Source organism: Flavobacterium sp. (genome assembly GCF_965277525.1).
Taxonomy (GTDB): Bacteria; Bacteroidota; Bacteroidia; order Flavobacteriales; family Flavobacteriaceae; genus Flavobacterium.
In genome coordinates, this window is record NZ_CBDIDC010000005.1 from 1185128 (window position 1) to 1210350 (window position 25223).

Annotated in this window: 26 protein-coding genes; 4 read left to right on the forward strand and 22 right to left on the reverse strand. The window is 34.4% G+C overall.

Annotation, left to right across the window (positions count from 1 at the left end; genetic code table 11):
- Positions 1-90: 90 nt before the first annotated feature.
- Both dinB and ACQY44_RS13470 read left to right on the forward strand, forming a co-directional pair.
- The gene (gene dinB / locus ACQY44_RS13465; RefSeq protein ID WP_428230848.1) at positions 91-1173 is read left to right on the forward strand and encodes a DNA polymerase IV; all 1083 of its coding nucleotides are present in this window, start codon (positions 91-93) and stop codon (positions 1171-1173) included.
- Between the two features lie 98 nt (positions 1174-1271).
- Positions 1272-1766 carry a PAS domain-containing protein gene (locus tag ACQY44_RS13470; RefSeq protein WP_428230849.1) on the forward strand — a complete coding sequence of 165 codons (495 nt, stop codon included), beginning with the start codon at positions 1272-1274 and terminating at the stop codon, positions 1764-1766.
- Between the two features lie 141 nt (positions 1767-1907).
- On the opposite strand, the gene ACQY44_RS13475 is transcribed toward ACQY44_RS13470, so the two are convergent.
- The 9 genes from ACQY44_RS13475 to ACQY44_RS13515 all read right to left on the reverse strand — a co-directional run bounded on the left by ACQY44_RS13475 (position 1908) and on the right by ACQY44_RS13515 (position 11074).
- Positions 1908-3512 (reverse strand): fumarate hydratase, encoded by a 1605-nt coding sequence (locus ACQY44_RS13475; RefSeq protein ID WP_428230850.1) that lies wholly within the window; start codon positions 3510-3512, stop codon positions 1908-1910.
- A gap of 70 nt (positions 3513-3582) precedes the next feature.
- Complete coding sequence (locus ACQY44_RS13480) at positions 3583-4314, reverse strand: hypothetical protein (RefSeq protein WP_428230851.1); 732 nt, start codon at positions 4312-4314, stop codon at positions 3583-3585.
- A 190-nt stretch (positions 4315-4504) separates the two neighbouring features.
- Complete coding sequence (locus tag ACQY44_RS13485) at positions 4505-5944, reverse strand: nucleoside recognition domain-containing protein (protein WP_428230852.1); 1440 nt, start codon at positions 5942-5944, stop codon at positions 4505-4507.
- A gap of 111 nt (positions 5945-6055) precedes the next feature.
- Positions 6056-7129 carry a winged helix DNA-binding domain-containing protein gene (locus ACQY44_RS13490; protein WP_428230853.1) on the reverse strand — a complete coding sequence of 358 codons (1074 nt, stop codon included), beginning with the start codon at positions 7127-7129 and terminating at the stop codon, positions 6056-6058.
- A gap of 69 nt (positions 7130-7198) precedes the next feature.
- Positions 7199-7912, reverse strand: a complete 714-nt coding sequence (locus ACQY44_RS13495; protein WP_428230854.1) for a 3'-5' exonuclease — start codon at positions 7910-7912, stop codon at positions 7199-7201.
- A 189-nt stretch (positions 7913-8101) separates the two neighbouring features.
- The gene (locus tag ACQY44_RS13500) at positions 8102-8578 is read right to left on the reverse strand and encodes a methylated-DNA--[protein]-cysteine S-methyltransferase (RefSeq protein WP_428230855.1); all 477 of its coding nucleotides are present in this window, start codon (positions 8576-8578) and stop codon (positions 8102-8104) included.
- Between the two features lie 230 nt (positions 8579-8808).
- The gene (locus ACQY44_RS13505) at positions 8809-9633 is read right to left on the reverse strand and encodes an NAD-dependent epimerase/dehydratase family protein (RefSeq protein ID WP_428230856.1); all 825 of its coding nucleotides are present in this window, start codon (positions 9631-9633) and stop codon (positions 8809-8811) included.
- Between the two features lie 104 nt (positions 9634-9737).
- Positions 9738-10187, reverse strand: a complete 450-nt coding sequence (locus ACQY44_RS13510; RefSeq protein WP_428230857.1) for an N-acetyltransferase family protein — start codon at positions 10185-10187, stop codon at positions 9738-9740.
- Positions 10172-11074 (reverse strand): LysR family transcriptional regulator, encoded by a 903-nt coding sequence (locus ACQY44_RS13515; RefSeq protein ID WP_428230858.1) that lies wholly within the window; start codon positions 11072-11074, stop codon positions 10172-10174. Before ACQY44_RS13515 ends, ACQY44_RS13510 begins: the two co-directional genes overlap by 16 nt.
- Before the next feature lie 139 nt (positions 11075-11213).
- On the opposite strand from ACQY44_RS13515, the gene ACQY44_RS13520 reads away from it, so the two are divergent.
- Positions 11214-11609 (forward strand): rhodanese-like domain-containing protein, encoded by a 396-nt coding sequence (locus ACQY44_RS13520; RefSeq protein WP_428230859.1) that lies wholly within the window; start codon positions 11214-11216, stop codon positions 11607-11609.
- Between the two features lie 56 nt (positions 11610-11665).
- Here ACQY44_RS13520 and ACQY44_RS13525 read toward each other — a convergent pair whose 3' ends face one another.
- Genes ACQY44_RS13525 through ACQY44_RS13540 form a run of 4 tightly spaced genes read right to left on the reverse strand, consistent with a single transcriptional unit; the run spans position 11666 to position 16845 of the window.
- Complete coding sequence (locus ACQY44_RS13525; RefSeq protein ID WP_428230860.1) at positions 11666-12532, reverse strand: tetratricopeptide repeat protein; 867 nt, start codon at positions 12530-12532, stop codon at positions 11666-11668.
- A gap of 39 nt (positions 12533-12571) precedes the next feature.
- Positions 12572-14965 carry a M28 family peptidase gene (locus ACQY44_RS13530; RefSeq protein WP_428230861.1) on the reverse strand — a complete coding sequence of 798 codons (2394 nt, stop codon included), beginning with the start codon at positions 14963-14965 and terminating at the stop codon, positions 12572-12574.
- Positions 14966-14971: 6 nt separating this feature from the next.
- Positions 14972-15319: a hypothetical protein gene (locus ACQY44_RS13535; protein WP_428230862.1), complete on the reverse strand. Its 348-nt coding sequence runs from the start codon at positions 15317-15319 to the stop codon at positions 14972-14974.
- Entirely contained in the window at positions 15316-16845 is a 1530-nt protein-coding gene (locus ACQY44_RS13540) for a GNAT family N-acetyltransferase (protein ID WP_428230863.1), read from the reverse strand. Before ACQY44_RS13540 ends, ACQY44_RS13535 begins: the two co-directional genes overlap by 4 nt.
- A 176-nt stretch (positions 16846-17021) precedes the next feature.
- Between ACQY44_RS13540 and ACQY44_RS13545 the strand changes: the two genes are divergently transcribed.
- Positions 17022-17354, forward strand: a complete 333-nt coding sequence (locus tag ACQY44_RS13545; protein WP_428230864.1) for a single-stranded DNA-binding protein — start codon at positions 17022-17024, stop codon at positions 17352-17354.
- A 115-nt stretch (positions 17355-17469) separates the two neighbouring features.
- Here the strand turns inward: ACQY44_RS13545 and ACQY44_RS13550 are convergent, their stop codons facing one another.
- The 9 genes from ACQY44_RS13550 to ACQY44_RS13590 all read right to left on the reverse strand — a co-directional run bounded on the left by ACQY44_RS13550 (position 17470) and on the right by ACQY44_RS13590 (position 25085).
- Positions 17470-18159 carry a DUF2461 domain-containing protein gene (locus tag ACQY44_RS13550; RefSeq protein ID WP_428230865.1) on the reverse strand — a complete coding sequence of 230 codons (690 nt, stop codon included), beginning with the start codon at positions 18157-18159 and terminating at the stop codon, positions 17470-17472.
- Between the two features lie 91 nt (positions 18160-18250).
- A complete protein-coding gene (locus tag ACQY44_RS13555; RefSeq protein ID WP_271333987.1) occupies positions 18251-18436 on the reverse strand; it encodes a hypothetical protein in 186 nt (61 codons plus the stop codon).
- An 81-nt stretch (positions 18437-18517) separates the two neighbouring features.
- Positions 18518-19036 (reverse strand): ferritin, encoded by a 519-nt coding sequence (locus ACQY44_RS13560; RefSeq protein WP_428230866.1) that lies wholly within the window; start codon positions 19034-19036, stop codon positions 18518-18520.
- Positions 19037-19128: 92 nt separating this feature from the next.
- Positions 19129-20553: a hypothetical protein gene (locus tag ACQY44_RS13565; RefSeq protein WP_428230867.1), complete on the reverse strand. Its 1425-nt coding sequence runs from the start codon at positions 20551-20553 to the stop codon at positions 19129-19131.
- A gap of 137 nt (positions 20554-20690) precedes the next feature.
- Positions 20691-21830, reverse strand: coding sequence for an OmpA family protein (locus ACQY44_RS13570; RefSeq protein WP_428230868.1), 1140 nt, complete (start codon positions 21828-21830; stop codon positions 20691-20693).
- A 310-nt stretch (positions 21831-22140) separates the two neighbouring features.
- Positions 22141-22905 (reverse strand): hypothetical protein, encoded by a 765-nt coding sequence (locus ACQY44_RS13575; RefSeq protein WP_428230869.1) that lies wholly within the window; start codon positions 22903-22905, stop codon positions 22141-22143.
- Between the two features lie 8 nt (positions 22906-22913).
- Entirely contained in the window at positions 22914-23513 is a 600-nt protein-coding gene (locus tag ACQY44_RS13580) for a hypothetical protein (RefSeq protein ID WP_428230870.1), read from the reverse strand.
- A gap of 235 nt (positions 23514-23748) precedes the next feature.
- On the reverse strand, positions 23749-24378 hold the full coding sequence (locus ACQY44_RS13585; RefSeq protein WP_428230871.1) for a CatA-like O-acetyltransferase: 630 nt from the start codon (positions 24376-24378) through the stop codon (positions 23749-23751).
- On the reverse strand, positions 24378-25085 hold the full coding sequence (locus tag ACQY44_RS13590) for an HAD family hydrolase (RefSeq protein WP_428230872.1): 708 nt from the start codon (positions 25083-25085) through the stop codon (positions 24378-24380). Before ACQY44_RS13590 ends, ACQY44_RS13585 begins: the two co-directional genes overlap by 1 nt.
- Between the last annotated feature and the right edge of the window lie 138 nt (positions 25086-25223).

The window sequence follows — 25223 nt, forward strand, 5'->3', positions numbered from 1 at the left end:
TAATTGTAAGAGCTATAGTTGTAAAAACTGTAGCTTTTTTTTATGATTATTTTCATCTCATATTCATGCTTTCCTGTTTAAATTTGTAATATGTCTGAAACGCCTGTATATCGAAAAATTATCCATATTGATATGGATGCTTTTTATGCTTCGGTAGAGCAAATGGATAATCCTGCTTTACGCGGAAAACCTGTTGCTGTTGGAGGCTCAGAGAATAGAGGAGTAGTTTCGGCAGCAAGTTATGAAGCGCGTAAGTTTGGCGTACGAAGTGCTATAAGTGGTGTTCTGGCCAAGAAATATTGTCCGGAAATTATTTTTGTACGTCCACGATTTGATCGGTACAAAGAGATTTCCGGTAAAATTCATGAAATCTTTCATGATTATACCGATATGGTAGAACCGCTTTCGCTTGACGAAGCTTATCTGGATGTAACCCAGAATAAAAAAGGAAATCCGAGTGCGAGTTTATTGGCGCAGGAAATTAGACTGCGAATTTTGAATGAGGTTGGTATTTCGGCTTCGGCGGGAATTTCGATCAATAAATTTGTAGCCAAGATTGCTAGTGATGTCAACAAACCAAATGGCCAAAAAACGGTAAACCCTGATGAAGTAGAAGCTTTTTTAGAAGAATTACCCATCAGGAAGTTCTATGGAGTGGGAAAAGTGACAACAGAAAAAATGTACCAATTGGGAATTTTTACCGGAACTGATCTTAAGAGTAAATCGATGGAATTTCTGGAAAAGCATTTCGGTAAATCAGGTGGTTTTTATTACAATGTAGTTCGCGGGATTCATAATAGCGAGGTAAAATCACACCGAATCACCAAATCAGTGGCAGCGGAAAATACTTTTGATGTTAACTTAACGTCTGAAATTTTTATGTTGGAACAATTGGATGCGATTGCAACAACACTTGAAAGACGTTTGAAAAAGCATAAAATTTCAGGTAAAACGGTAACATTAAAGATAAAATACAGTGATTTTACCCAACAAACGCGAAGTAAAACTTTACCGTATTTTATCTCAGATAAAAGCCTGATTCTCGAAACAGTAGAAGAATTGCTGTATCAGGAACGTATGAAAGATTCGGTCCGGTTACTCGGAATTTCACTCAATAATTTGAATACGGAAGAGAAAAAGGCAGTCATTGTTCAGTTAAAATTTGCTTTTTAGTCAGTATTAAACAATCGTTAAATAGAAGAGAATTTGGTTTTGTGATGAATTTTCCCGCTACCTTTGAGGCGGGATTTTATACCTTAAATTATTTTAAAATGAAAAAAGCTAATTTTGATGACGTTTCACATCGTAATTCAGTGCCTATTTTAGCATGGGATTTTCATTATGAATATTTGAATGAGCTGAAAGCTATTTTTGCTGATTTGAAAAAAGTAAATAAAATTTCGAGTCAATTCACCTGGAATGAAAAAGACCTGGAGATAGAACAACGGATTAAAGAAGAAGTTGTAGTGGTCACAGATCTTGATTTAAAGATTGTTTTTGCTTCAAGCGGAATCAGGCGAATGACAGGATATAAAGAGGAAGAAGTGCTTGGTAAAACACCAAAGATGTTTCAGGGACCAGAAACTTCTGAAACTGTTTTAAAAGAGATTAGAGAAGCGATCAAATTGCAGCTTCCATTTGAAAAGACAATCGAAAACTACAGAAAAGACGGCCGAACGTATAAATGTAAAATCAATGGTGCTCCGGTTTTTAACTTAAAAGGACAATTGACACATTTCATTGCCTTCGAGAAAGAAGTTGCTTGAAATTTAACCGCAATCCCGATAGCTATCGGGAGCTAAGATTTACACAAAGTACAAAGTATATAAATACAAAAAACCGCTCATCAGGGCGGTTTTTGTATAAAAAGCTTAATAACTCAGGAACTTAGTCCTTAGCGACTAAATTTATAAATTCTCAAAGAAATCATTTCCTTTATCATCTGTAATGATGAAAGCCGGGAAATCTTTAACGGTAATTTTACGAACGGCTTCCATCCCTAATTCTTCAAAATCAACCACTTCAACTTTCAGGATATTGTCCTGAGCTAAAATTGCTGCTGGTCCACCAATAGAACCCAAATAGAACCCACCGTATTTATGACAGGCATCTGTAACTTGTTTGGTACGGTTTCCTTTTGCCAGCATAATCATACTTCCGCCGTGTTTTTGAAATTCATCTACATAAACGTCCATACGTCCCGCAGTTGTAGGTCCAAAACTTCCCGAAGCCATTCCTTCCGGGGTTTTTGCCGGTCCGGCGTAGTACACAGGGTGATTTTTAAAGTACTCCGGCATTGGTTTACCCGCTTCTAAAAGTTCCATGATTTTTGCGTGTGCAATATCACGGGCTACGATTACAGTTCCGTTTAGTTTTAAACGTGTTTTAATTGGATATTGCGTCAATTTAGCTAAAATATCAGCCATTGGCATATTCAGGTCAATTTCTACAGGAGCTTCTAAATGCGGAGCTGTTTCTGGCAAAAATTGCTTTGGATTTACTTCTAATTGTTCTACGAATATTCCGTCTTTGGTGATTTTTCCTTTGATATTTCTATCAGCAGAGCAAGAAACCCCTAATCCAACAGGACAAGAAGCTGCGTGACGAGGCAAACGAATGACACGAACATCATGCGTAAAATATTTTCCGCCAAACTGAGCACCAATAGCACTTTCCTGACAGATTTGTTGTACTTTTTCTTCCCATTCGATATCACGGAAAGCCTGTCCTGCCATATTTCCTGTAGTTGGTAAATGATCATAGTATCCGGCTGATGCTTTTTTGACAGCACTTAAGTTAGCTTCCGCAGAAGTTCCGCCAATTACTAAAGCCAAGTGATAAGGAGGGCAAGCCGAAGTTCCTAAATCTTTTATTTTTGCGCGAACAAAAGCATCCATCGATTTTTCATTCAATAATGATTTTGTTTGTTGATATAGATATGTTTTATTTGCAGATCCACCACCTTTTGCCATAAATAAGAATTCGTAAGAAGTTCCTTTTTTAGCATAAATATCGATCTGAGCAGGAAGATTTGAGCCTGAATTTTTTTCTTCAAACATCGAAATCGGAACAATTTGCGAATAACGTAAATTACGTTTTTGATACGTATTAAAGATTCCTCTACTCAGCCATTCTGCATCATCTACACCCGTAAAGATGCTTTCGCCTTTTTTTGCCATTACGATCGCTGTTCCGGTATCCTGGCAGCTTGGTAATTGACCTTCGGCAGCTACCGAAGCATTTTGTAATAAATTATAAGCTACAAAACGATCATTATCAGTAGCTTCCGGATCATCAAGAATTTTTCTTAGTTTTTGCAAATGCGTTGTTCTAAGCATAAACGAAACATCTGTTAAAGCTTCTTCAGCTAATAATTCTAATCCTTTTGGATCAACGGTTAAAACTTCACGTTCTCCAAATTGTTCTACTTTCACAAAATCAGAAGTAATTTTGCGGTACTGTGTTTCATCCTTTAAAATAGGATAAGGGTCTTGGTATATAAAATCAATCATTGCTTTGTTTTTTACAAAGTTAGAAATTATTTACCTAAGAAAGAATTTGAATAAGCCCCGTTTTGGGAGTTTATTTAATAGAATGAAAGTCATCAAAGGACATCTTTTTCTCGAAGTATGTTTGGTCTTTTTTAGACAACAATTGTTTTTTCCAGTGCGTGCCATCTAAACGGAAAACAATCGAATCCGAATGTTGAACCGTGCCCATGTTTTCATCATTATCATCAGGTTCAAACGAAACGGTTTTGCAATAGAAAGATTCAGGATTCGCTTTTTGGGCAGGGCTTTCAAATTCTACCCAGCTTCCCCAACCACTATCAGACATTGTATACCATTCGTGAACCAGTTGTAAGTCATTGTTTTTTAAATAGTACAAATAGTTATTTTGGGTATACCCACAAGCAGGATATCCAAAACTAATTTGAATAAAGGGAGAACTTTTGATGCTCTCTGTGCCTAATCCGCAAATGGCGCCCCATTCAGATCCTTTATCAGTTCCTTTGATGGTAATTTTTGAAGAGTTTGTCTTGATTTTATTCAAATAAAAATCAAGTTGGTATTTTGCTGTTACAATACTGTCTTTATCTGCTTTTTGTTCTAAAAGATGTGCCAAAACGTAATTGCTTTTTGATGTTTCTCCATCTTCAGCAAGAGAAATGGTGTCTGTTTTTAAGAAATTATTTTCTTTTACAGCAATTGCTTCTGGTGTAGTCGTCAGACTTGCATTTGTTATTTGTGATTCAGATTTTGGTTTCTGACAACCAATTAATAGGAATAAAATAAAAAGGGCTTGTGGTTTCATCAATATGTAATATTTATCTATGGTTTGTCTATTTTAAACCGGATTAAAATCCGGCCCTACAATATAAATCGTTCCTCCGGAACTAAAAAGAGCCATCGGCTCGACACATATTGTAGAGCTGGAGTTCAGTCCAGTTTATGTAATATAATATAGGTCAAATTTTAATTGATTATATATCATGATTTTCATTCTAAAAAAACCAAGTCGCTACAAAAATAGCCGTAATCACACAAATAAGATCCACCAAAAGCATGGTACCCAATGCATAACGGGTATTTTTTATATTAACGGAACCAAAATAAACGGCAATTACATAAAAAGTACTTTCGGCGCTGCACTGAAAAATACTGCTCAATCTTGCTGTCAAAGAATCTGCCCCAAATGTATTCATTGAATCAATCAAGAATCCGCGTGATCCTGCAGAACTAAAAGGGCGAAGCATTGCTACAGGTAAAGCATTGGTAATTTCTTTACTTACTCCCATATTCGAAAAAACAAATGCAATTGCATCACTAATAATTTCGAATAAACCGCTGTTTCTGAATAGAGAAATAGCTACTAACATACCCAATACATAGGGAAAAATAGTAACACCGGTTTTAACCCCATTATTAGCTCCCACTACAAATGTCTCAAAAACGGTAGTATTGGCATCCGTGAATTTCTTTTCATGTTTAAAAGAAAAAACCAATGTAAAGGCAATAATACCTATCAGTATCAATCCTGAAAGATTAGAGGTGAAGTAATTTTTACCTATTAAATCCAAATGATTTACATACAGTAACAAACCAACAATTGCAGCAATTAGTCCCATTAAGACAATGACAAGAGAGGCACTTTTGAAATTGATTTTTTGTTTAATTCCCACAATCAAAAATGCTGCAATCGTGCCGATAAAAGAGGTAATAATACATGGCAACATAACATCAGCAGGATTAGTGGCATTAGCGGCAGCACGATAACCAATAATTGAGGTCGCAATTAAGGTCAGTCCTGAAGCGTGAAGACACATAAACATAATTTGAGCATCACTCGCTTTGTCTTTATCGGGATTTATTTCCTGTAAACTTTCCATGGCTTTAAGTCCAAATGGAGTGGCAGCTGAATCTAATCCAAGAAAATTAGCAGCAAAGTTTAAAGTCATATACGATATCGAGGGATGATTTTCAGGAATACTTGGAAAAACTTTTACAAATACCGGACTTAATACTTTAGCTAATTTACCGGATGCTCCTGAAATAATTAAAAGTTCCATTAAACCACAGAAAAAAGCCAGATAGGCAATAAGTGGCAGGATTAAATCTACCAAAGTACTTTTACAAGTAGGCAGTAAACCATCAGATTTTTGTAAACCACTAAAAATTTTTACCGTTTTATTTTTGTAAACGTAAGTAGTGTCAATATTCAGCGTATCGCGATTGATAATCATGGTTTGATCCGGTGCTTTTTTAATACTGTCCTTGATAAAAGCAGGAAGTTCGTGAATGTATTTTTCAGAGATCAAAACAGGATCGTCTTTCTTTCCATTTATTACAGAATCAATAGTATAAGTATTGGCAGTAAATAAACTGACCACAATAAAGAGAATCGAAGAAATAAAAATGACCAGCCAAAATCTACTTAATACCATAATGCTATTTTTTTTGTAAATGTAATTATTTAGCAATAAAATGCACAATGATTTTAGTGCCTAAACCTGAACTATTTATCAAAAACGGCAATGTTTTAGTAAAAATTCGATTTATTCTATAGTGATTTTTGTTCCCAAATAGTTTTCAAAAGATTGAATGCCTTCAAACAGGGCTGTCTTTTTTTCTTTTTCAGTTACATCAAAGAATTGCGTTTCTATTTTTGCGTGATCTTTTTTGATGGTGCGTTTCCAGGTTCCGATAACTTTTCCGTTTTCGAGAATAATGGGTTTGAAGATTCCATTATTAGTGAATGCTTTAGATTGATGTTCTAATAAAATAGAAGCTTCTCGGGTTTTATATGAAATTAAAATCTCATCAAAGGCAGGCAGAAAATGTACGCTTTCGCGGAAGTTGGTTTGATAATAAATAGCTTTTCCAAACCAGTAAATTTGATTTTCAATCTCGACTGAATTCAACTGCAACTCTATTGCGTTAATTGCCAATTTACAGGTAGTTGGCGGAAAACCAGACCACCACGAAAAGTCAAGAAGTGTAGCAGGGCCGTGGCTTTCGAAGTAACGTTGGGCTAATTTCGAGAGTGCTTCTTCTTTGGTTAATTTGGTTTTTGGCTTCGAAACCCTTTCTTCAAGTAAGGTATACGTTATTTGTTTGCCTTTCATTTTTCCATTACAAACCAACCCATCCAATTCGGCATTCATCATGATTGCGGCGCTTAAAAAATCATCACTGGATGTTTTCTTGATGTTGAGTTCCCGCATGATTTCATCACGGGTCAGATGATTATTTCCTGCTAACACTTTTTCGATAGCCAAGTTAGTCTGATCTAATTTTTTGAGATCATAACCGTATTTTTTGGCAGCTGAATTTGTAAAACGTTTTACTTGAGGTGCAGAAAGATCCAACATCCAATAAATATCTTCGGCAGCAACAAAATGCCACGTTGGTCGCAGAATGTGAGTTCTTATTATTTGTGCTGAATTTATAGCTTCTTCAATTTCCTTTTCTGTAGCATTGCATCTTGAACCAATTGCCCATTTTGCCATTGCATAATCCTGAGCCTGCATTGCACCAAGATAATGTACAATTTCTTGCGGAGAATTTGGGCTTGTTTTATAGAGTTTCTGAGAAACAAGACGAAAATGAGATATTTCGTGGTACGTCATTTGGTAAAACATTTTGAGCCTGTTAGTAAACTTTGAACCTTTGTAACTTTGCACCTTTGTACCTTCCTCTTAAACATGAATAATTTCTTCATCAATCAACAAATCTTCACGGCGCAGGCGCAGGAAAATCTGAGCAACGGCAATAGTGTCTTTTTCGCAATAAATTACAATTCGGTCAATATCTTTTTCTACATAAAATACATGTGCCACCTGACTTCCGTCGATATCACCTTTTGGAGAAGGAACGCCAAGAATTTTAGTCAGTAATTTTAAAGACGTAAAGTGTTTGTAATCGCCAAACTTCCATAATTCTAAAGTGTCTAAATGCGGAATTTCCCAAGGTTTTTTTCCGAATAAGTTCAATTTGTCCGGAATTGCAATCTGATTGATAATCATACGCCGGGCAATAAACGGAATGTCAAATTCTTTTGCATTATGTCCGCATAAAATATGCTGTGGCTGATTGAAATGGTTGTTCAGTAAATTATTAAAGTCTTTTAGAATCTTCTTTTCATCTCCAAAGAATGAGGTCACACGAAAATTTCTGACATCGCCTTTTATAGTAAAGTAGCCAACAGAAATACATACAATTTTACCAAATTCAGCCCAAATTCCGGCACGATCGTAAAATTCTTCGGGCGTATATTCTTCTTTTCGCTGGTATTGTGTTTTATGATCCCAAAGAGCTTGCATTTCCGCGTCAAGAGAATTGAAGTTTTCTTCTTCAGGAACGGTTTCGATATCAAGAAAAAGGATGTTGTTGAGGTTTATTTTTTCGATCATAATCTTTTGCCACGAATTTCACTAATGTTCACTAATTTTTTGTGCTGATAAATGTACACATAATTGAATTTAAAATAGGAAATAGCTTATGATTTAAATTGTACAATACATTTTTCTGCTACGAATTTCACGAATTTTCACTAATCTATCGATTCACAACTATTTTAATTCGTGGCAAACGAAAAAAAACTAAAACAAACTTTGCTGTGTACTTGGAGTTTCATGTTCTAATAGCCATTTTTTGCGGGACAAACCTCCTGCATAACCGGTTAAAGATCCGTTTGTACCAATAACGCGATGACAGGGAACCACAATCCATAAAGGATTTTTTCCATTGGCAGATGCAACGGCGCGAATTGCTTTTATATCGCCCAGTTTTTTGGTCTGATCCATATAACTGATGGTTTTTCCGTATGGAATTTCTAAAAGGGATTTCCATACTTTTTGTTGAAAATCAGTGCCGCTTGGGTTTAGTTTAAAATCGAAATCGGTTCTTTTTTTGTCGAAGTATTCTTCAAGTTGGGAAACGGCTTCTTTTAAAACTTCCGGAATTTCCAAAGAAACATCATTCGTACCAATGTCAGAAACGGAGATTACAGCAACTCCATTTTCATCTCCGACGATTTTCGTGATTCCTAAAGGTGAATTCATGTAGGCTGTTTCCATAGATTTTAACCGTGAAGTTTTTTAACCGCGAAGGCGCAATCCTGATAGCTATCGGGATACGCAAAGTTCGCAAAGTTTTTTTTAACCATGTAAGTTATAGAAATAAATTTTGTAGTGTAGTTTTTTATGAAAGAAGTTTTTCGATTAAACGATTGTCACCCTGAGCGAAGCCGAAGACTTTTTTTGTTTACAAAGGCCTTCGGCTTCGCTCACGTTGACATTTCAGACTTCTAATAATTTTCTAACTTGAATTGATAATTCAAAGTGGTTTCTACTTTTTTACTTAAAATTACCTTTTTGATGTTTGATTTTTCAGTACTAAACTTTGGTAGAAGTAAATTCTGTTCTTTTGCTTTTTGAGTATAATATTGCTCTCTTGTTGGATGAAAAGGAGCAACGGCATTAAAAACGTCATTCCATTTTGATTGTTTGATGATTTCTTCGATGATTGAAATGCAATCAATTTGATGAATTAAGTTTACGGGAGCATCTGGGTTTTCAAGGTTTTCTTTTCCGGCAAGAAATTTTACAGGATGACGATCTTCACCAATTAATCCGCCAAAACGTAACATAGTAGTTTCGAAATTTTGATTTTTTTGTAAAAGAGCTTCGGCTAAAAGCAATTGTTTGCCGCTTTCGGTTTCCGGATTTGGAATCGTTTCTTCGGTAATTAATTCGTTTTCATCTCCATAAACAGAAGTAGAACTTACAAAAAGAACTTTTTTTACCGTTGATTTTTCAATGAAAGGAATCAGGTTTTTTATTTTCTCTACAAAAACCTTTTTTGAAGAATTGGATGCATCAGCATTATTTCCTCGCAGTTTTGGTGGGATATCAATAATCAGTATTTCGCTTTGAGCCAAGAAAGAGTTTGTGCTTTCTGAAATACTTTCGCTTTCAAGCGTAACCAAAAACGGATTTATTCCAGCCTTTTTTAAAATTGAAAGTTTGTTTTCAGAAGTTGTTGATCCGTTTACGGAATTTCCGTTTTCGATTAGGTTTTTTGCTAAAGGAAATCCTAACCAGCCGCAGCCTAATATACTTATTTGTGTCATTTTTATAAGGGACAAAGAGGCAAAGGTTTAGAGGTACAAAGGGAAAGCTAGACTTAATAAAACTTTTTTGTTTGCGTCTTCGTGACTTTGCGGGATTAAATTATTTACAAATCTAATGTAAAACGAACTTTATCTTTTCCTTTTCCGCCAATTCTATTGTAGAATTTAATGGCTCTTTCATTAAATTGAGGTGTTTGCCATTGTATGTTGATGCAGTTTTTCTCGGTTCCGATTTGTTTTAGTTTATCGATTAAAACTTCACCAATGCCAAAACCTCTCGTTTCTTCTTCCAAAAAGAAACAATCCATATAGATAAAAGTTGCTGCATCCCAGGTCGAAAAATCAAAAGTATAGGACACATATCCTACAATGGTTTCTTTTGTAGCCACTACTAAACAGAATAATTTGGGGTGTTTGCTGAACAAAGCTTCTTTGAGTTTTGCTTCTTTACCTTCCGGAGAATAATTGGCTTTTTCGTATTCAGCGTGTTTCTGGCATAAAATAACCAGTTTTGGTAAGTCAGAGGGTTCGCAATTCCTTATTGAATATTCCATTGCAGGTTGATTTCGGTTTGTAAAAAGGTAATAAAATGATGGAAATAATCGGGGTATTTCTGATTTTCGCGAATGGCGATAAAGTGTTTTCTTTTCAAACCATTTTTCCCAATTTTAATGGCCTTAATCGGATTGTTTTTCAAATGAGGCAACAAGGCCCATTTTGCCATCGACATCACACCCATGTCCGCTTTAACCATCTCCAGAGAAGCTTCTGTTAAGGGTAACGGAGTAACTTTTCTGGGCGTCACTTTGGCTGGAGCCAAAATAAACTGATGAATGGTAACCGTTTCCATCGGAAGGGAGTGAATCAGAAGATGTTCGTTGATAAAATCTTCGGCAACGACGTACTTTTTATTCGCCCATGCATGATTTTCAGAAACAGCCATAACCACTTCATCCTGAAAAAGCTCAATATATTTTATATTATTGTCTTTAATCTGATCGCTGATAATGGCAATATCAATTGTATTCTCTAGTAATTTTTGTAGCGGAATATGAGTGGCTTCAGTTACGATCTTTAAATCTACATTAGGATATAAAAGATGAAATTGTTTTAAAACCGGTGGAAGCCAATGATAGCTTGAAAAACATTCGGTACTAATTCTGATTTCGCCGTGTTCTCCATACACCATTTGCTTGATTTGAGATTCGGTTTGCGAGAGTTTATCCAGAATCTCATTGGCCAATTCGTAGATTTTCTCGCCGGCTTTGGTCAAAACCAGTTTCTTATTCGTTCTCAAAAAAACCGGAGTTCCCAATTGGTATTCGGCTTCTTTGAGTTGATGGCTCAAAGCCGATTGCGTCAAATGCAATTTATCAATCGCTTTGGTGATGCTTCCTTCTTCGACAATTGCTTTTATTAACCTTAAATGACGGATTTCCATTTTTTGGGAATTAGAATACAAAGGAACAAAATTTTAGAATGGCTTTTCTATGAAAAAAAGTAATCGACTTGATGAATTCTTTTCGTTTTTATAGGATTTAGTGTTGAATTACTTTTGAAAAACTAAAACTATAATTAAAATGGAAGAACAAATTAAACATTATGAAAATAAACTCGCTTTCGAAATGGATCCGTCTGATTTATTTGACACCTTGAATAACGGAGAAAAAGTCATCGTTATTGATGCCCGAAAAGCATTTGGTTTCGAAGCGGAACATATTCCATCAGCGATTAATATTCCGCATCGTGAAATGACTGTTGAAAATACAAAAAATTTAGACAAAGAGGTTTTGTATGTTACCTATTGCGACGGGATTGGTTGTAATGCTTCGACACGAGGTGCTTTGAATATGGCAAAATTAGGCTTTAAAGTAAAAGAATTAATTGGCGGAATAGTGTGGTGGAAGTTTGATGGATATGCGACTGAAGGGATAAATGGAGTAGAGGGAGGTTTGAAGATTGAATGTGCTTGTTAAAAGAAATGGCAAACTTTACGGATAAAGTTTGCCATTTTATATTTTAAAACTGGAATTTATTCGATTGTAATGTTGTTTTCTGCTGCAATCTTCTTAAAAATAGCTTCTTTGTTTTCTTTCATCATTTTTTGATAAAGAGCTCCCATAAGTATTTCGGTATCTTTTGAATATTCTGATTTATCGGTACTGTAAATTCTATGAGCGATGAAAATATCAGTCAGGGCTTTTTCATCATCATTGATTGCCAGATAGTTTTTTCCTGCCCCAAAATAGCCTTCAGCATTATTGGGTTGATATTTTATTAGTTTTTCATAGTAATCAATAGCATTTTTATAATCCGATTTCAGTGTATAAACGACACCAATATTCATTAAAGCATATTCTCCTTCCGGATAAATATCCAACGATTTTTTATAATATTTAATGGCATTATCGTAATCCTCCAGTTGCCTGTAGCAAACTGCAATATCATCAAGTGCCAAAACAAAATTGGGATCTTGTTTTAATGCAATTTGCAAACCTTCGATCGCTGATTTATAGTTCTTGGTACGCATAAAGTCTTTTGCAATTATATAAGAGTTTTGCGCTTCTTTAATTTTGGAATCACTATAATAAATATCAGATTTATTTTCTGGAGTTTTTGGTAAAAAGTCAGGACAGGTTTTGCCAATAGTTTCATCAGATTTTTGAAGTAAACTCTTGATTCCTTCTACCGTATTAATTCCTTCTCTAACTTTAGCATCTTTGTCATTCAGGATTACTTCTGTCATTGAATTTGTCAGGCAGTTTCTGTAAATTTCTTCGTTTATCTCTTTGCTTTTTTGCAGGCAGCTGCAGGCTTTCTTTGCTATTTTTTCTTCTAAGGTTTGACTGTTGGCAGTGAAAAAACTTAAAGGGATAAAAAGCAGAAAAATTTTCTTCATAATGGTTTGGTTAGAATCTGGTTATTTTAGAAATTATATTTATTCTGGTCTTGCTAAGGGTTTCAAACTGTCTTTTGCAATAGCAGTACTGTCTTTTACTGCAGTTGCGGGTTTTAGAACTGCTGCAGGTGCTGTATATTTTTTTATTTTTTCCTGAATTAAAACGGCATCATTCAAAACAAAAGGAGTTGGCATCATCCAGTCGCTTCTTGGTTTTATCTGAAGTAACGGATTCGTCATTAAATCGAAAGAACTTTCAATTAAATCCATGTCAAAAACGGAGGATTTATTGATATAGAAATCCATAACAAGCGGCTCATTGCCTACAACATAGTAGCATAAAATTTTTGCACCATCCCGTTCCAGACGATTTCCTTTTTCTCCTGAAGTCGAAACGCCATTGGCTTTAAAGTTGAAAAAAGTCATTTTTGGATTGGCATATATATCATAACGGTTTACTTTTCTGTTAGGCGTAATTTTTATTTTCAGATACCTGTTATTGCCCACAACACTATCTTTTAAGAAAGCGATTGTTGGTTTTGGCACATCCACAACCGGTGCGATGGCACTATACGTAAAACCTGAATTGTATTTGCTGGTTATCGGAAGCGCGTTGAGACCAACAGCCTTTTGATTTTTTTCTCCTAAATAGGTTCTGGTCCAATAGTCTAAATTTACGTCATAAGTAGTCCAGACTGCAGAGTTGGTATTAGCATTATAAACGTATAATAAACTGTTTGATTTTGCTTCTCCGTGTTGGTAGCCTGAATGATAACCTGCATAGATAAAAAAGCCAATCGAAACCGCAAAAAAGAACATGGTCCAGGCTCCTTTTTTAAAGAAAGCACCAAATATTGGAAGTAATAATCCGAAAAGCAGAACGGTTAGAATGGCACTTCCAAAAAGAATCTTTAAACCTAATCCAATCGGGAACATCAGAATAAAAGGCGCTATAATGGCCAGAGCAGGAATGCTGAATAATAAGTTTATACCTAAACTGTAATGTTGTGTGATAACAAAGATTCCGAACAATAAGATTCCAAAATAAACAGGAATAATTAGGAAACCTGCACCAGTTAAGCTATTTGCCAGAAATGCATTAATGATAATCCAAAGTAACAGAGGTGCTACAAAATGATTCATTGTGATTTTTGCTTCTGAAAAATGATGGTAAAAAGCAAAAGTAATGGCAATACTCAACGTTACAAAAGCGCCAATATAAGCATGACCGTTATAGGTAAATCCGTTAAGGAGGTCTGAATATTGAGGATAGATTTGCAGCAGAATTTTCCATCCTAAAAAGGTAACTAATCCTGATACGACTATTGATCCCAGAAGCGGAACAAATCCTCTGAAAATTTCTCTGAAAGTAATGACACGTTTGGCTTTTCCTATAAAAATAAAAAGGATTAACAAGCCTAATGCAATAATAGTCATTGGAAGTACCCATGAAAATGGATAACTGATGAAGGAGAACGGAACACTAAAATAAACGTCGTCTTCAGTTGAGTTTGTTGTATTTAAATCAACATTCGAAAAGTATTTTAATAAAGGCATCAGGTAGGTTCCCTGATGTGCCAGTGTTGTTTTGTTCAAATGCTGAACGTCATCTTGCTGTGTGTGATAATTGTAATGCCCGTCGATAAAGGCGAAATTAAATCCCTGAATGTTCCCTTGTTCTCTAAAAACGGTTAAGTCAGTGTCGTTTGGAAGCATTTTATAGATGCTGTACATCAAAGAATTTGAAACCGGATATTTCGTTTTTGCATTTGCGAATTCCTTGACAAGAGCTTCATTCCCTTTATTGCTTTCCATCAACATATAACTTGGACCTGAAGAACCTCTGGCTTCAAAATTGATGACCAAACCAACGTCTTTTGCCCAGGGATGTTTGTTTACAAAAAGAGCAGCTCCATTTAAACCCAATTCTTCCGCATCAGAAAAAAGAATAATAATGTCATTTTTATGGGGTTGTTTGGCGTATAAAAAAGCACGAATCCCTTCTAATATTGTCGCTACTCCTGAGGCATCATCGCTTGCACCTTTAGAAAATGAATGCGGGGCACTATCATAATGCGATAGTAACAAAAGCGCTTTTGAGCTATTAGTTCCCTTTATGCGGGCCAGTATATTTTTAGATTTCACCAAAAGACCTTTGTCATTAAGCGTAAAGCCTTCCTGAACGGAGGTTTCCAGACCAATTCTGTTAAGTTCAAGTTTAAGATAATTGGCTACCAGTTCATGATTGGTTGAACCCACATAATGTGGTTTTTGCGCAATAATTTCGACTTGGTTTAAGGCTCTTTCTGTAGAAAATTCAGCAAGTGCTTCTTCATCTTTCGAAATCCATTGTGGCATCATCGAGGCATAGATAATACAAAGAATTGCTAAAACGCAGACTATGGCCAGAATTGAGGTGGGGTTTTTCTTCATTACGTACTATATTTCTTTTTTAACAAGCATAAAATAATCATTGTCCAAAGAGCGATATCCTTGATCATACAGGAAATAGTAGGTATTTCCTGTTTTGGTCTGCAAGATATTGGTAAAGAAATCGAAATCAAAACCTTTATTGATCAATTTATCCCGTGTTGCTCTAGATTTTCCATCAGTATTTAGCTCGGACAAAATACGATAATTTTTTCGTAATTTGTTGTTTACATTACGCATGAAATTAGTACTGTCTTTATTTATTTTATTATTGTAGGCATTGCGGCAACTGTCTGAACAAAACTTTTTGTCTTCCCGGCCTACAATTTTTTCGGAGCACTCAAGGCATGTTTTCATGGCTCTAATTTTTTGATTTCATACAGGTCATGTCGCCTGTCTTTTAAAATTCGCACACTTCCATGTTCGTGAAGTTGTTTTAATAGATTAAGGTCAACATCAACGATCAGCGTCATTTCGGTATTTGGAGTGGCTTCGGCTTTTATACCATTACTTGGGAAAGCGAAATCAGAGGGTGTAAATACAGAAGCTTGCGCATATTGAATATCCATATTGTTCACTTTTGGTAAATTACCCACGCAACCTGCTATGGCTACATAACATTCGTTTTCGATTGCACGTGCCTGCGAACAATGTTTTACGCGGGTATAAGCGTTTTGAGTATCCGTTAAGAAGGGAACAAACAAAATGTTCATGCCTTCGTCAGACATTATTCTGGAGAGTTCCGGAAATTCAACGTCATAACAAATCAAAATTCCAATTTTGCCACAATCTGTATCAAAGGTTTTAAATTGAGATCCGCCTTTCATACCCCAATGTTGTACTTCGTTTGGGGTAACGTGAATTTTGGTATACATTTCCGAAGTACCGTCTCTTTTACATAGGAAACCAACATTGTATAAGTTCCCGTTTTCTAAAAGAGGCATACTTCCGGTTATAATATTGATGTTGTAAGAGATGGCAAATTCCTGGAAACGTTTTCTGATAGGGTCAGAATACCTGGCAAGTTCACGAATGGCTTCTGCTTCAGATAAATGATTGTAATCAGCCATCAAAGGCGCAATAAAAAGTTCGGGAAATAAAGCAAAATCACTTCCATAACCTGAAACGACATCAATAAAAAATTCTGCCTGTTCAAAAAACTCTTCCAGATTATTCAATTGACGCATTTGCCATTGCACGAGTCCCAAACGAATAACGCTTTTCTCGAGATTAATAAGTTTTGGACTTTCGTCGTAATAGACATTATTCCATTCCAGAAGGACTGCAAATTCCTTAGATTCTTCATCACCTTCGAGATAATTTTTTATGATTCTCAATACGTGAAAATCATTACTCAACTGAAAAGACAGTACCGGATCATGTAATTCCTTATGTTTTACTTTGTCGATATAGTTTTTTGGAGTGAGTTTTTTAGAGTGTTGATTATAATTCGGAATTCTTCCTGCAAAAACAATTGCTTTCAAGTTTAGCTGTTCACAGAGTTCCTTTCTGGCATCGTACAAACGACGTCCCAGACGCAAGCCGCGGTAATTGGGGTGAATGAAAACATCAATTCCGTATAATATTTCCCCATCCGGATTATGGGTCGAGAATGTATAGTCGCCAATAATTTGTCTGTAATTATGTCTTTTGTCTACTAATTTTTCATCTACGATTAAGGACAATGCGGATCCCACAACTTTTTCATCGACCAGAATCACCAATTGACCTTCCGGAAATATAGAAAGCAACGTTTCAATATCTTTCTCTTTCCAATATGAATTCGCCATTTCGGGATAGGATTCTATCATCGAATTTTTTAACTGTTTGTAGTCTTCAATTTCTAAATTTCGTAGTTCAACTTTATTTATTTTCGTCTGCATGTAGTAAGATTTCTGTTAAATGTACAAAAAAATATTTCCATTTACAAACGTTTACAAGTAGTTACAACCGAAAGTAAATAGTTTGTAACCGAATAAATTTTGCAGTTCGCCAGATCTTTGCCTTGTTGAATTTGATAAACGAATTCTTTTATATGAACATTTAAAAATTATACGCCATGAATGCAATGAAAAACAGAGTACAATTAATTGGGAACGCAGGAAACGATCCGGAAATCAGAACTTTAGAAAGTGGAAGAAAATTAGCTTATCTTACTATTGCCACAAACGAAAAATACACCAATGACAAAGGCGAAAAAGTCGAACAAACAGAATGGCATCGTGTGACAGCCTGGGGAAAAACCGCTGAAATTATCGAAAAGTATGTCGTAAAAGGCAAGGAAGTCGCTGTTGAAGGAAAGTTAACACACAGGAGTTATGACGATAAAAACGGCGAAAAAAAGTACGTAACCGAAATTATTGTTAATGAGATTTTGTTGCTCAGCAGATAAAGTTTAATCAAATTTGATATTGAACCCAGTTAGTTTTTATACCAATAACTGGGTATTTAGCAAACCCGACAGGTTTTAAAAACCTGTCGGGTTTAAACTTTGTGTTGAGATTTAATTATAAGACAGAAGCGCCGTTAACATCCGTTGTCAGTACTTCGCTCATATAGTCGAAAAAGGGTCTCATGTTTTTGCAGGTGTCTAAAGCCTGTTCTAAAAATAGCGGACTTAAAACTTCCTCATCCGTAAAACGTTTAATGATCAAAAACTGTTTGTAACGCAGTAAATCAATAGCTTCATGATTGATGTCAAATCCTTTTGGTGCTGTTTTGAGTTGTTCGCCCTGTAAAATGCCAAAAGTGCTGACAAAAGATTTTGAACGCAATATTTTTTGCATTGGCTTGGCATCGTGCGCAAATTCGCTTCTTAGACGTTTTAAGTCTCCCGCATTTGGTCCCCAAAAACCGCCTGCAAAAAAACTGTTTCCTTTTTCGAGATGAAAATAATAACCACCACGTCTTTGACTTGTTGCTCTGGTAAAACTGCCTCCCCAAAAAGTTTTAAAAGGAGTTTTGTCTTTAGCAAAGCGAATATCACGGTAGATCCTATAAACACTTTTTTTGCCCGAAGCGGTTTCTAAAACATCTGTTTTTGAGAGTTCATGAAGTAAAGCTCCTGCAAAGGTTTCAATATGATTTAGTTCTTTTAAATACTCAGGCTTATGGGCCTCAAACCAGAGTTTGTTATTGTTCTCTTTGAGTTGAGTCAAAAAATCAAGACTGGATTTGGGTATGATGATGTTTTCCATGATTAAAATTTAGAATCTTTTTAAAATCGGAATCCGATTGTGATTTAAACTAAAAACCCACCAAATTTTTTGGTGGGTTTTGTATATCTGGTTAAGCAGTTTTTTTGAATAAATCAAACATAGGACAACGTGAGCAGCGTTTCTTTTCGCTTTTTTTGTATTTCTCACAACAAGAGGATTTGCAGTTTTCCAACTTTTTAATCTTATCAAGGATAGCTGCGTTTTTCTTTTTCTTTTTATCCTTTTTCTTGTCCTTATCTTTTTCTTTCTTGCTCAATTTTCCTCCGTATTTAAAAACAGAAGCAAATATAAAAGAAAATTGTTATTTTTATATATTCTAAATAAACTTTAACTTTTTTTATTTTGGGTTAATGGCGATAGAGCTTGTAACCGTTAATTGCTGAATATCACGGTCGAACAAATATAGTCCGCCTTTGTCGTCTCCAATTAAGTTGATTTTGTCTAAAATCGATTTTGCTGTTGCTTCTTCTTCAATTTGTTCTGCTACGTACCATTGTAAGAAATTATGTGTAGCATAATCTTTTTCTGAGAAAGTAATATGTACTAATTCATTGATCGATTCTGAAACATAAATCTCATGGTTATAAAGTGCTTCAAACATTTCTTTAAATGTAGAATAGGATGTTTTAGGCGCTTTTAGGTCTGTAATCTGAGCGTGACCTCCACGTTCGTTGATATACTTTACTAATTTAAGCATATGTGCTCGCTCTTCATCTGATTGGGTATACATAAATTGTGCAATTCCCTCTAATCCGTGTACTTCAGCCCAACAAGCCATAGAAAGGTAGGTTTGTGAAGATTCTGCCTCTATGCGAATTTGCTTATTTAATGCTGCTTCTATATTTTTCGATAACATAATGATGACTTTTTTGTAAAGTTAGAAAAAATTATCCATTTCCATTTTTGAAATGCAAAAACACGAGACATTTGGATTAATTCTCAATAAAATTAAGGCTTTTTTAAAGGGAAAGATTTCGAAAAAACAGCCTTATTGCTAATCGGATTTCCGTTATCTTCTCTAATAAAACCATCTATAAATTTACGAAAAGTATATTGCTTGAGAGCAGTGTCATAATACCCTAACACGGTATAATCTTTTAATTTAAGAATATTTTGAAAGGATACATTTTTAGCATTACTCAGGTAATAGTAGATGTTATCAATCGCTAATGGTTCTGTTTTTTCATTAGTTACAAATTCTAAATCAGCATTTAGTATGGCATCAAAAGAAACCATTTTAATTTGATCAGCATAATTTTGATCAAAATTAAAATCAGAATAAGCATATGCGATGAATCCGCCAAATGTTATATAACTGTTTTTATTGTTTTTTAAAACGGAAAGCCCAACCCTTAAATCAGACAATTGTTTCAGGAATTTACTCGTGGTTTTTAATTCCTGAGGTTTATTATTGTTTATTTGAAGAAGGAAAGGTGAGTTTTTAAAACGAATTGTGTCATTTTTTGAAACGGATATACTTTTAATAGTTTTTTGGGAAGTTACCTCTTTTATATCAAACAAAAATTCATCTTTGTTGGCCTTGATCTGAAATAGTTTGTTTTCGTTGTAAAAAGAATTCGATGTTTTAGAAGGACTTTTAGAAACAGGCTGATTAAAATTTTTCTCCGTAATTTCAGAAGTTTCGATGTTTAGGTCAAAAACCTGTGTTTTTGTTAAGTTGTAATCAAATGCCAAAATAAGGCGATCATCCAGTACATAAAGTTTGCTTATACCGGTGGCTTTGTCTAAGGAATTAAACTCATCAGATTCCATTTTTTGAAGGGGAAAATAACGAATCAGTGAACTGAAGGTAAATTTTAACCCTCTTTCGTTTTGAAAAAGAAACTTCGAGAAATCAAACATTTTTATTTCACATTTTCCATTTTTAAATTCATAAAGAAGAAGATGTTGTTCATTTTTTTCTTTTCCCAGAATATAGAAATTGTTGTTTTTTTGAAATGTTGCTATTGCATATTCAATATTTTCATTGAAATTAAAATTTAAAGCTCTGGAAGTTTTTGTGCCCAAAAAATATTTTATAATTTTTATGTTTTGCTCTTTTCCTGAGCTCCAGTAAAGTGTTGGGTTTCCGTCGTCACTAATACTGCTGCCTAACAGAGTTCTGTTTGCGGCATTTTTTATCGAATCTGTAAATTGATTCGTCAGGAAAAATGAGTTATTGTATTTTAGGATGTTGATGTTTTTAGAATCTGCAGCAAAAACATACAGCTCATGGGTTTTTTCATCCTGGGTATTCAGGATCTGATTGTTTTCATCCGTTTTTTTTAAATCTAGCGGATAAGAATTGAGTATTGTCTGACTTAACAATACTGATGGAGAGGCAAAAAGAAAAAAGAGTAGTAGTTTTTTCATGAGTTTTTGATGCACAAATATTATTCCAAATTTAATTAAATTTAATGGATAAAAAGGAAATGGCAATTGGAAACGATGAAAAACAAAAAAGCCCAAAAAGAAATTCTCTTTGGGCTTTCACTTTTTAAAGGCTGAAATTATTTAACTCTAAAAGTAACTCTTCTGGCTAATCTTCTGGCTTCTTCTGAATCTTTTTGGATAGAAGTATCGGCTCCTTCAGCAATAGTATTTAATCTTGAAGATTCGATACCGGCTTTTTCGAAAATGGTTTTAACATTGTTTGCTCTGGTATTTGATAATTTCTCGTTGTACTCTGACTTACCAACCTGATCAGCATGGCCAATAATATCAAGAGATGCCGAAGGATTTTTTCTTAGATAAGCTAAAACAACATCTATGGCAGCAGTCGAATTTTCGATTGGAACCGATTTGTTGAAGCCAAAATAAACACTGTAATATTTATCGTTAATCATTTCTTTTACAACATCTTTTTCAGGTGTTGCTGCCGCAACAGGAACGGCATTTACTATTTTTTCTACAACTACTTGTTCAGGGATTTTATTTACTAATAAAATCTCAAGTTCGTTTACTTTATTTTGCAATGCAGTAAGATCTGCAGCGTCAGAAATTACAGTCCAGTCAGCATGTTTTGTGTTTTTTCCTAAATAAACCTGCAATCCAACTGTACCGTTGAAAAGAATTCCTGTAAATCCTCTTGAATCTGCAATAGTGGCACCATCAAAAGTAGCGCTTTGCGAAGCATTCAGAATAGTAGTAAAATCACCTGTAAGAGCGATTCTGTCAGATAATCTGATTTGTCCTGTAACACCGGCAATAAAGTTACCCATTCTGTCTTTAACATGTAAATCTGAGTTCTCTAACTGAGCCAGACCAAAACCTGCGTGACCTAATAAACCTATTGTTTTAGTCCAGGTTTCGAAATTCATGATTCTTCCTAAGTTAGCAACCCCTTGTAAATCGGCTCTGTAGTATTTTGAATCAAAGTCTACAGAATTGTTTTTTCCTGTAAAACTGTTGTATCCAAAATCAGCTTTTAAACCAAACTTGTTGTTAAACATGTATCGAACTCCAAGATCTCCAACATAGAAACTGGGTGTCGAAGTAAAATAATCTGAAGTCATCGGGCGTTGAGGCTTATTTACTCCGCCCCCAATTTCAATAGACCATTTGTTAAAGTCATTTGAGGCTTTTTCAGTTTGTGCATGTAAGTTTGTTAAACCCAACGAAAATGCTAGAATAATTACAATTTTTTTCATTGTTATTGAGATTTTAAATTTTTCCCAAAAAAAACGATTAATTGTAAGAATTGTACTCCAGTAAAAGTTATAAAAACAACAGAATAAGGTTAAATGTTATTTAGGCTATTTAACCTGCTGAAAAACCTCTGCCAAAGGGTTTAAAATATAAAGTTAATTTTAATCCGGGTAAGCCAAGAGGTTAATTAGATTTATAGCGATCTTAGTTATCATTGAAGTGTTTTAAGATCCTATTGCCATCTGTTAGAGATTACGTGATTTTTTATGATCAGTCTGAAATGGAAATATGCGTTCTGAATTCTTTATAAAACTATTTCGTAGTTCTTTGGTTGTAAATTTTCCTAAAAACATCAAAACTCATCATGTTTAGATAAGTAAAACTTAATAGAATCTGTTCATTTAATGTTTTAATTTCAAATTTGTTATTGTTTAGATACAATGGCTTTAAACTTTGGTATTCGTAAGCTTTGTCTTTAATAATAATGTGTTTATCGCTTACTACTATTGTTTCTGTTTTTAGATTTTTAACAAAAGAATTTGCTCCTATTGCAAAGGCGTTTGTCTTATTTTTAGGGATATAGTGGAAGTTTATAGATTTTTTATTCTCTAATTCATTTTCTAAAAATAGAACTTTTGTTGTGCAATACAGATCTAAAAAAATATTGATATTGCCTGAATAATCAGCAGATATAATGTTCCAGGATTCATTTTCATAAGTTTTGAATGCTAAATTGTTATAATTGTTTCCGATATTTTTTCCAGAAAGAAATAAATACACATCAGTGATGGTTTCAAAAGAAATTATATCTCCGTTATTGATTTTAATACCGTCTTCAAATAGACTAAATTTTGGTTTATTTATATGTCTGAAAAGTATGAATGCACAAGAAATCATCAAGGCAATCAGTATTAAAAAAGCTTTTGCAGTTAGGGTTTTCCCATTATCATCTATTCTTGAATTGCTGCTAAAAGTAACATAAGAAAGAAGTACAGTGACTAAAATGATTAACAAAAAGCTAACGCCAAAAACGATCGTTTGTAAATTTGATGGTTTGTAAATTTGAATAGGTTTCATTTGTAAAGTTAATGACAGTTAATAATTGGTAATTGTTTAAAATTACTTTCTGTCACTTCAATTTCTTGTCCGTTTTTGAATTCCTGCTCTATATTTTTCGATGTTATATTGATGCTTTCATTAATGTTATATTGAGATTGTCCTAAAACATACATAAGAGTGTTGTTTTTTCTATCTATATATTTTATTTTAAGAAGTTGTTTTTTGCCATCTTTTGATTTTATTTCAAAAACTTCGGTTGGTTGAATGTTAGAAAAGCATTCTTGTACTTTCTTTTCTGCGGTAGGATATAATTTGGTAAAAGCAATCCAGGTGAAAAAACTTAGATAGACAGGAAGGCCGATCCACATCCATAGTGGATTTGCATTTCTTTTAGAGAAATCCTCAATAGATTTGTTTTCTTTTGGTTCAAGAGATTGAATATCTCCGCAATTAGAACATTGTGCTACGATTGTTTTTTTATTTGGAAAAACAGGTACAAAGAAAATATGATAATAAGAATGATAGCAAGTAATTTCTATGTTATTACTGTTGCAGTTTATGCAATTTACATTTTGTATTTTTTCTTTTTTTCCAGTAAAGGATTTATCTCCAAATATTGTAATCATAATTGATTTTATTACTTATACTGATTGATTCTTCATTTTGATATCAGAATCTGAGTTTGCAAATTTCAATTTCTCTTCAATATTCTTGTAAATAAAAGTTAGTTAAAACTAAGAATAAGTACATTGTTTTATTGTAGTCTGATGATTTTGAAATATTTTGCAAAACAACAACTAATTATAGAAATGAGTTTTCTCTATAAGACATATAAGCGACAGAATAAGGTTAAATATGATTTTAGCTATTCATTAACTCCTGAAAAAGAGTTACAAACTGGCCCAGATGCAAACCGTCCATTAAACCGTGATGTACATGAACTGACATGGCAATTGTTCTTTTTCCGGTTTCTGAAGTGATCATTTTTCCAAAAGAAATTTTAGGGCAACTGTCTGGAAATGTATAACTACGGGCATGCGAAAGCGAAGTAAAATTCAACCACGGAATTGCCGAAAAATGAATCAAATTGTCATCATCAAAGGATCTTGTAAAAAGTCCGGTTGTACTTTGAATACGTTCAATTTCGGCTATAGCATTTTGTTCGAAGATTTTAAAATCCGGATTGTATTCAATCAATGAAAATCCAAAAGTGCCGTCTTCGCGACTAATTGTGGCTGATGTGTCAATACGATCGTTGATGTAAATCTCGTCACCTGAAATTCTATATTTAAAATTCTCAATTGCATTTACAGCAACCAGCGTTTTGTGTAAGTAATAAATGAAGAAAGAAGCTTTAAGGCTTTTTGCCGTTTGATAGGCTTTTGTACAATCAATTTCTACGGTTGCGCCAAAAAAAGGTTCTTCCATTTGTCTGAAATGCTGAAAATGCTCTTTTCGGTTCCAGTTTTCTAAATCTAAAATTGTTTTCATTATGATAAGTTCTGAACTACTTCAGTAATTTTTTCGAATGAACTAAAATGTTCGTGTTCGACTTTGTGACTAATTTTTTCGTGTTCCCAAGTGGTATGAAACGGAATATGAACGGCATAACCTCCAATTCCTAAAACCGGTAAAACATCAGATTTTAATGAATTCCCGATCATAAGAAATTCATTAGGCTGAATGTCTAAACGTCCCAACAGTTTTTCGTAATCAACTTCTTGTTTGTCTGACATGACTTCGATATGATGAAAGTAATGTCCCAGACCTGAGCGATGCAATTTACTATGTTGGTCTTTCAGGTCGCCTTTTGTGGCCACAACCAATTTATATTTTCCGTGCAAAGATTTCAAAGTATCTTCGACTCCATCCAGAAGTTCGATAGGTTTTTCGAGTAATTCTTTTCCGTATTGAATGATTTTTGCGATTGCTTCAATAGGGATTGTGTTGTTCGAAATGTTCATCGCAGCTTCAATCATCGAAAGAATGTATCCTTTGATCCCGTAACCGTATAACGGTAAATTTTGAATTTCGATCTTGAATAATTCCTGCGAAATTCCCTGATGCGAAAGATAATCTTCCATCAGGGCACAAAATTTGTGCTCAGTTTCCTGAAAGTAAGGTTCGTTGACAAACAAAGTATCATCAGCATCAAATGCGATTACTTTTAAATTTGGTATTTTGTTTCTATGTAACATGTGTTTTTTGTTTCAAGTTTGTTTTGTTTCAGGTTTCAGGTTTTTGTCTTATGGAAAAATTTGTTTCAAGTTTTTTCGCCACGAATTCACGAATTATTTAAAAAAAAAATCTGCTTGATCTGCTAAATCTGCGTGAAA

Excerpts from the sequence above, each read along its gene's own strand:
- dinB (WP_428230848.1), top strand. The coding sequence starts at position 91 with ATGTCTGAAACGCCTGTATATCGAAAAATTATCCATATTGATATGGAT.
- ACQY44_RS13470 (WP_428230849.1), top strand. The coding sequence starts at position 1,272 with ATGAAAAAAGCTAATTTTGATGACGTTTCACATCGTAATTCAGTGCCT.
- ACQY44_RS13475 (WP_428230850.1), bottom strand. The coding sequence starts at position 3,512 with ATGATTGATTTTATATACCAAGACCCTTATCCTATTTTAAAGGATGAA.
- ACQY44_RS13480 (WP_428230851.1), bottom strand. The coding sequence starts at position 4,314 with ATGAAACCACAAGCCCTTTTTATTTTATTCCTATTAATTGGTTGTCAG.
- ACQY44_RS13485 (WP_428230852.1), bottom strand. The coding sequence starts at position 5,944 with ATGGTATTAAGTAGATTTTGGCTGGTCATTTTTATTTCTTCGATTCTC.
- ACQY44_RS13490 (WP_428230853.1), bottom strand. The coding sequence starts at position 7,129 with ATGACGTACCACGAAATATCTCATTTTCGTCTTGTTTCTCAGAAACTC.
- ACQY44_RS13495 (WP_428230854.1), bottom strand. The coding sequence starts at position 7,912 with ATGATCGAAAAAATAAACCTCAACAACATCCTTTTTCTTGATATCGAA.
- ACQY44_RS13500 (WP_428230855.1), bottom strand. The coding sequence starts at position 8,578 with ATGGAAACAGCCTACATGAATTCACCTTTAGGAATCACGAAAATCGTC.
- ACQY44_RS13505 (WP_428230856.1), bottom strand. The coding sequence starts at position 9,633 with ATGACACAAATAAGTATATTAGGCTGCGGCTGGTTAGGATTTCCTTTA.
- ACQY44_RS13510 (WP_428230857.1), bottom strand. The coding sequence starts at position 10,187 with ATGGAATATTCAATAAGGAATTGCGAACCCTCTGACTTACCAAAACTG.
- ACQY44_RS13515 (WP_428230858.1), bottom strand. The coding sequence starts at position 11,074 with ATGGAAATCCGTCATTTAAGGTTAATAAAAGCAATTGTCGAAGAAGGA.
- ACQY44_RS13520 (WP_428230859.1), top strand. The coding sequence starts at position 11,214 with ATGGAAGAACAAATTAAACATTATGAAAATAAACTCGCTTTCGAAATG.
- ACQY44_RS13525 (WP_428230860.1), bottom strand. The coding sequence starts at position 12,532 with ATGAAGAAAATTTTTCTGCTTTTTATCCCTTTAAGTTTTTTCACTGCC.
- ACQY44_RS13530 (WP_428230861.1), bottom strand. The coding sequence starts at position 14,965 with ATGAAGAAAAACCCCACCTCAATTCTGGCCATAGTCTGCGTTTTAGCA.
- ACQY44_RS13535 (WP_428230862.1), bottom strand. The coding sequence starts at position 15,319 with ATGAAAACATGCCTTGAGTGCTCCGAAAAAATTGTAGGCCGGGAAGAC.
- ACQY44_RS13540 (WP_428230863.1), bottom strand. The coding sequence starts at position 16,845 with ATGCAGACGAAAATAAATAAAGTTGAACTACGAAATTTAGAAATTGAA.
- ACQY44_RS13545 (WP_428230864.1), top strand. The coding sequence starts at position 17,022 with ATGAATGCAATGAAAAACAGAGTACAATTAATTGGGAACGCAGGAAAC.
- ACQY44_RS13550 (WP_428230865.1), bottom strand. The coding sequence starts at position 18,159 with ATGGAAAACATCATCATACCCAAATCCAGTCTTGATTTTTTGACTCAA.
- ACQY44_RS13560 (WP_428230866.1), bottom strand. The coding sequence starts at position 19,036 with ATGTTATCGAAAAATATAGAAGCAGCATTAAATAAGCAAATTCGCATA.
- ACQY44_RS13565 (WP_428230867.1), bottom strand. The coding sequence starts at position 20,553 with ATGAAAAAACTACTACTCTTTTTTCTTTTTGCCTCTCCATCAGTATTG.
- ACQY44_RS13570 (WP_428230868.1), bottom strand. The coding sequence starts at position 21,830 with ATGAAAAAAATTGTAATTATTCTAGCATTTTCGTTGGGTTTAACAAAC.
- ACQY44_RS13575 (WP_428230869.1), bottom strand. The coding sequence starts at position 22,905 with ATGAAACCTATTCAAATTTACAAACCATCAAATTTACAAACGATCGTT.
- ACQY44_RS13580 (WP_428230870.1), bottom strand. The coding sequence starts at position 23,513 with ATGATTACAATATTTGGAGATAAATCCTTTACTGGAAAAAAAGAAAAA.
- ACQY44_RS13585 (WP_428230871.1), bottom strand. The coding sequence starts at position 24,378 with ATGAAAACAATTTTAGATTTAGAAAACTGGAACCGAAAAGAGCATTTT.
- ACQY44_RS13590 (WP_428230872.1), bottom strand. The coding sequence starts at position 25,085 with ATGTTACATAGAAACAAAATACCAAATTTAAAAGTAATCGCATTTGAT.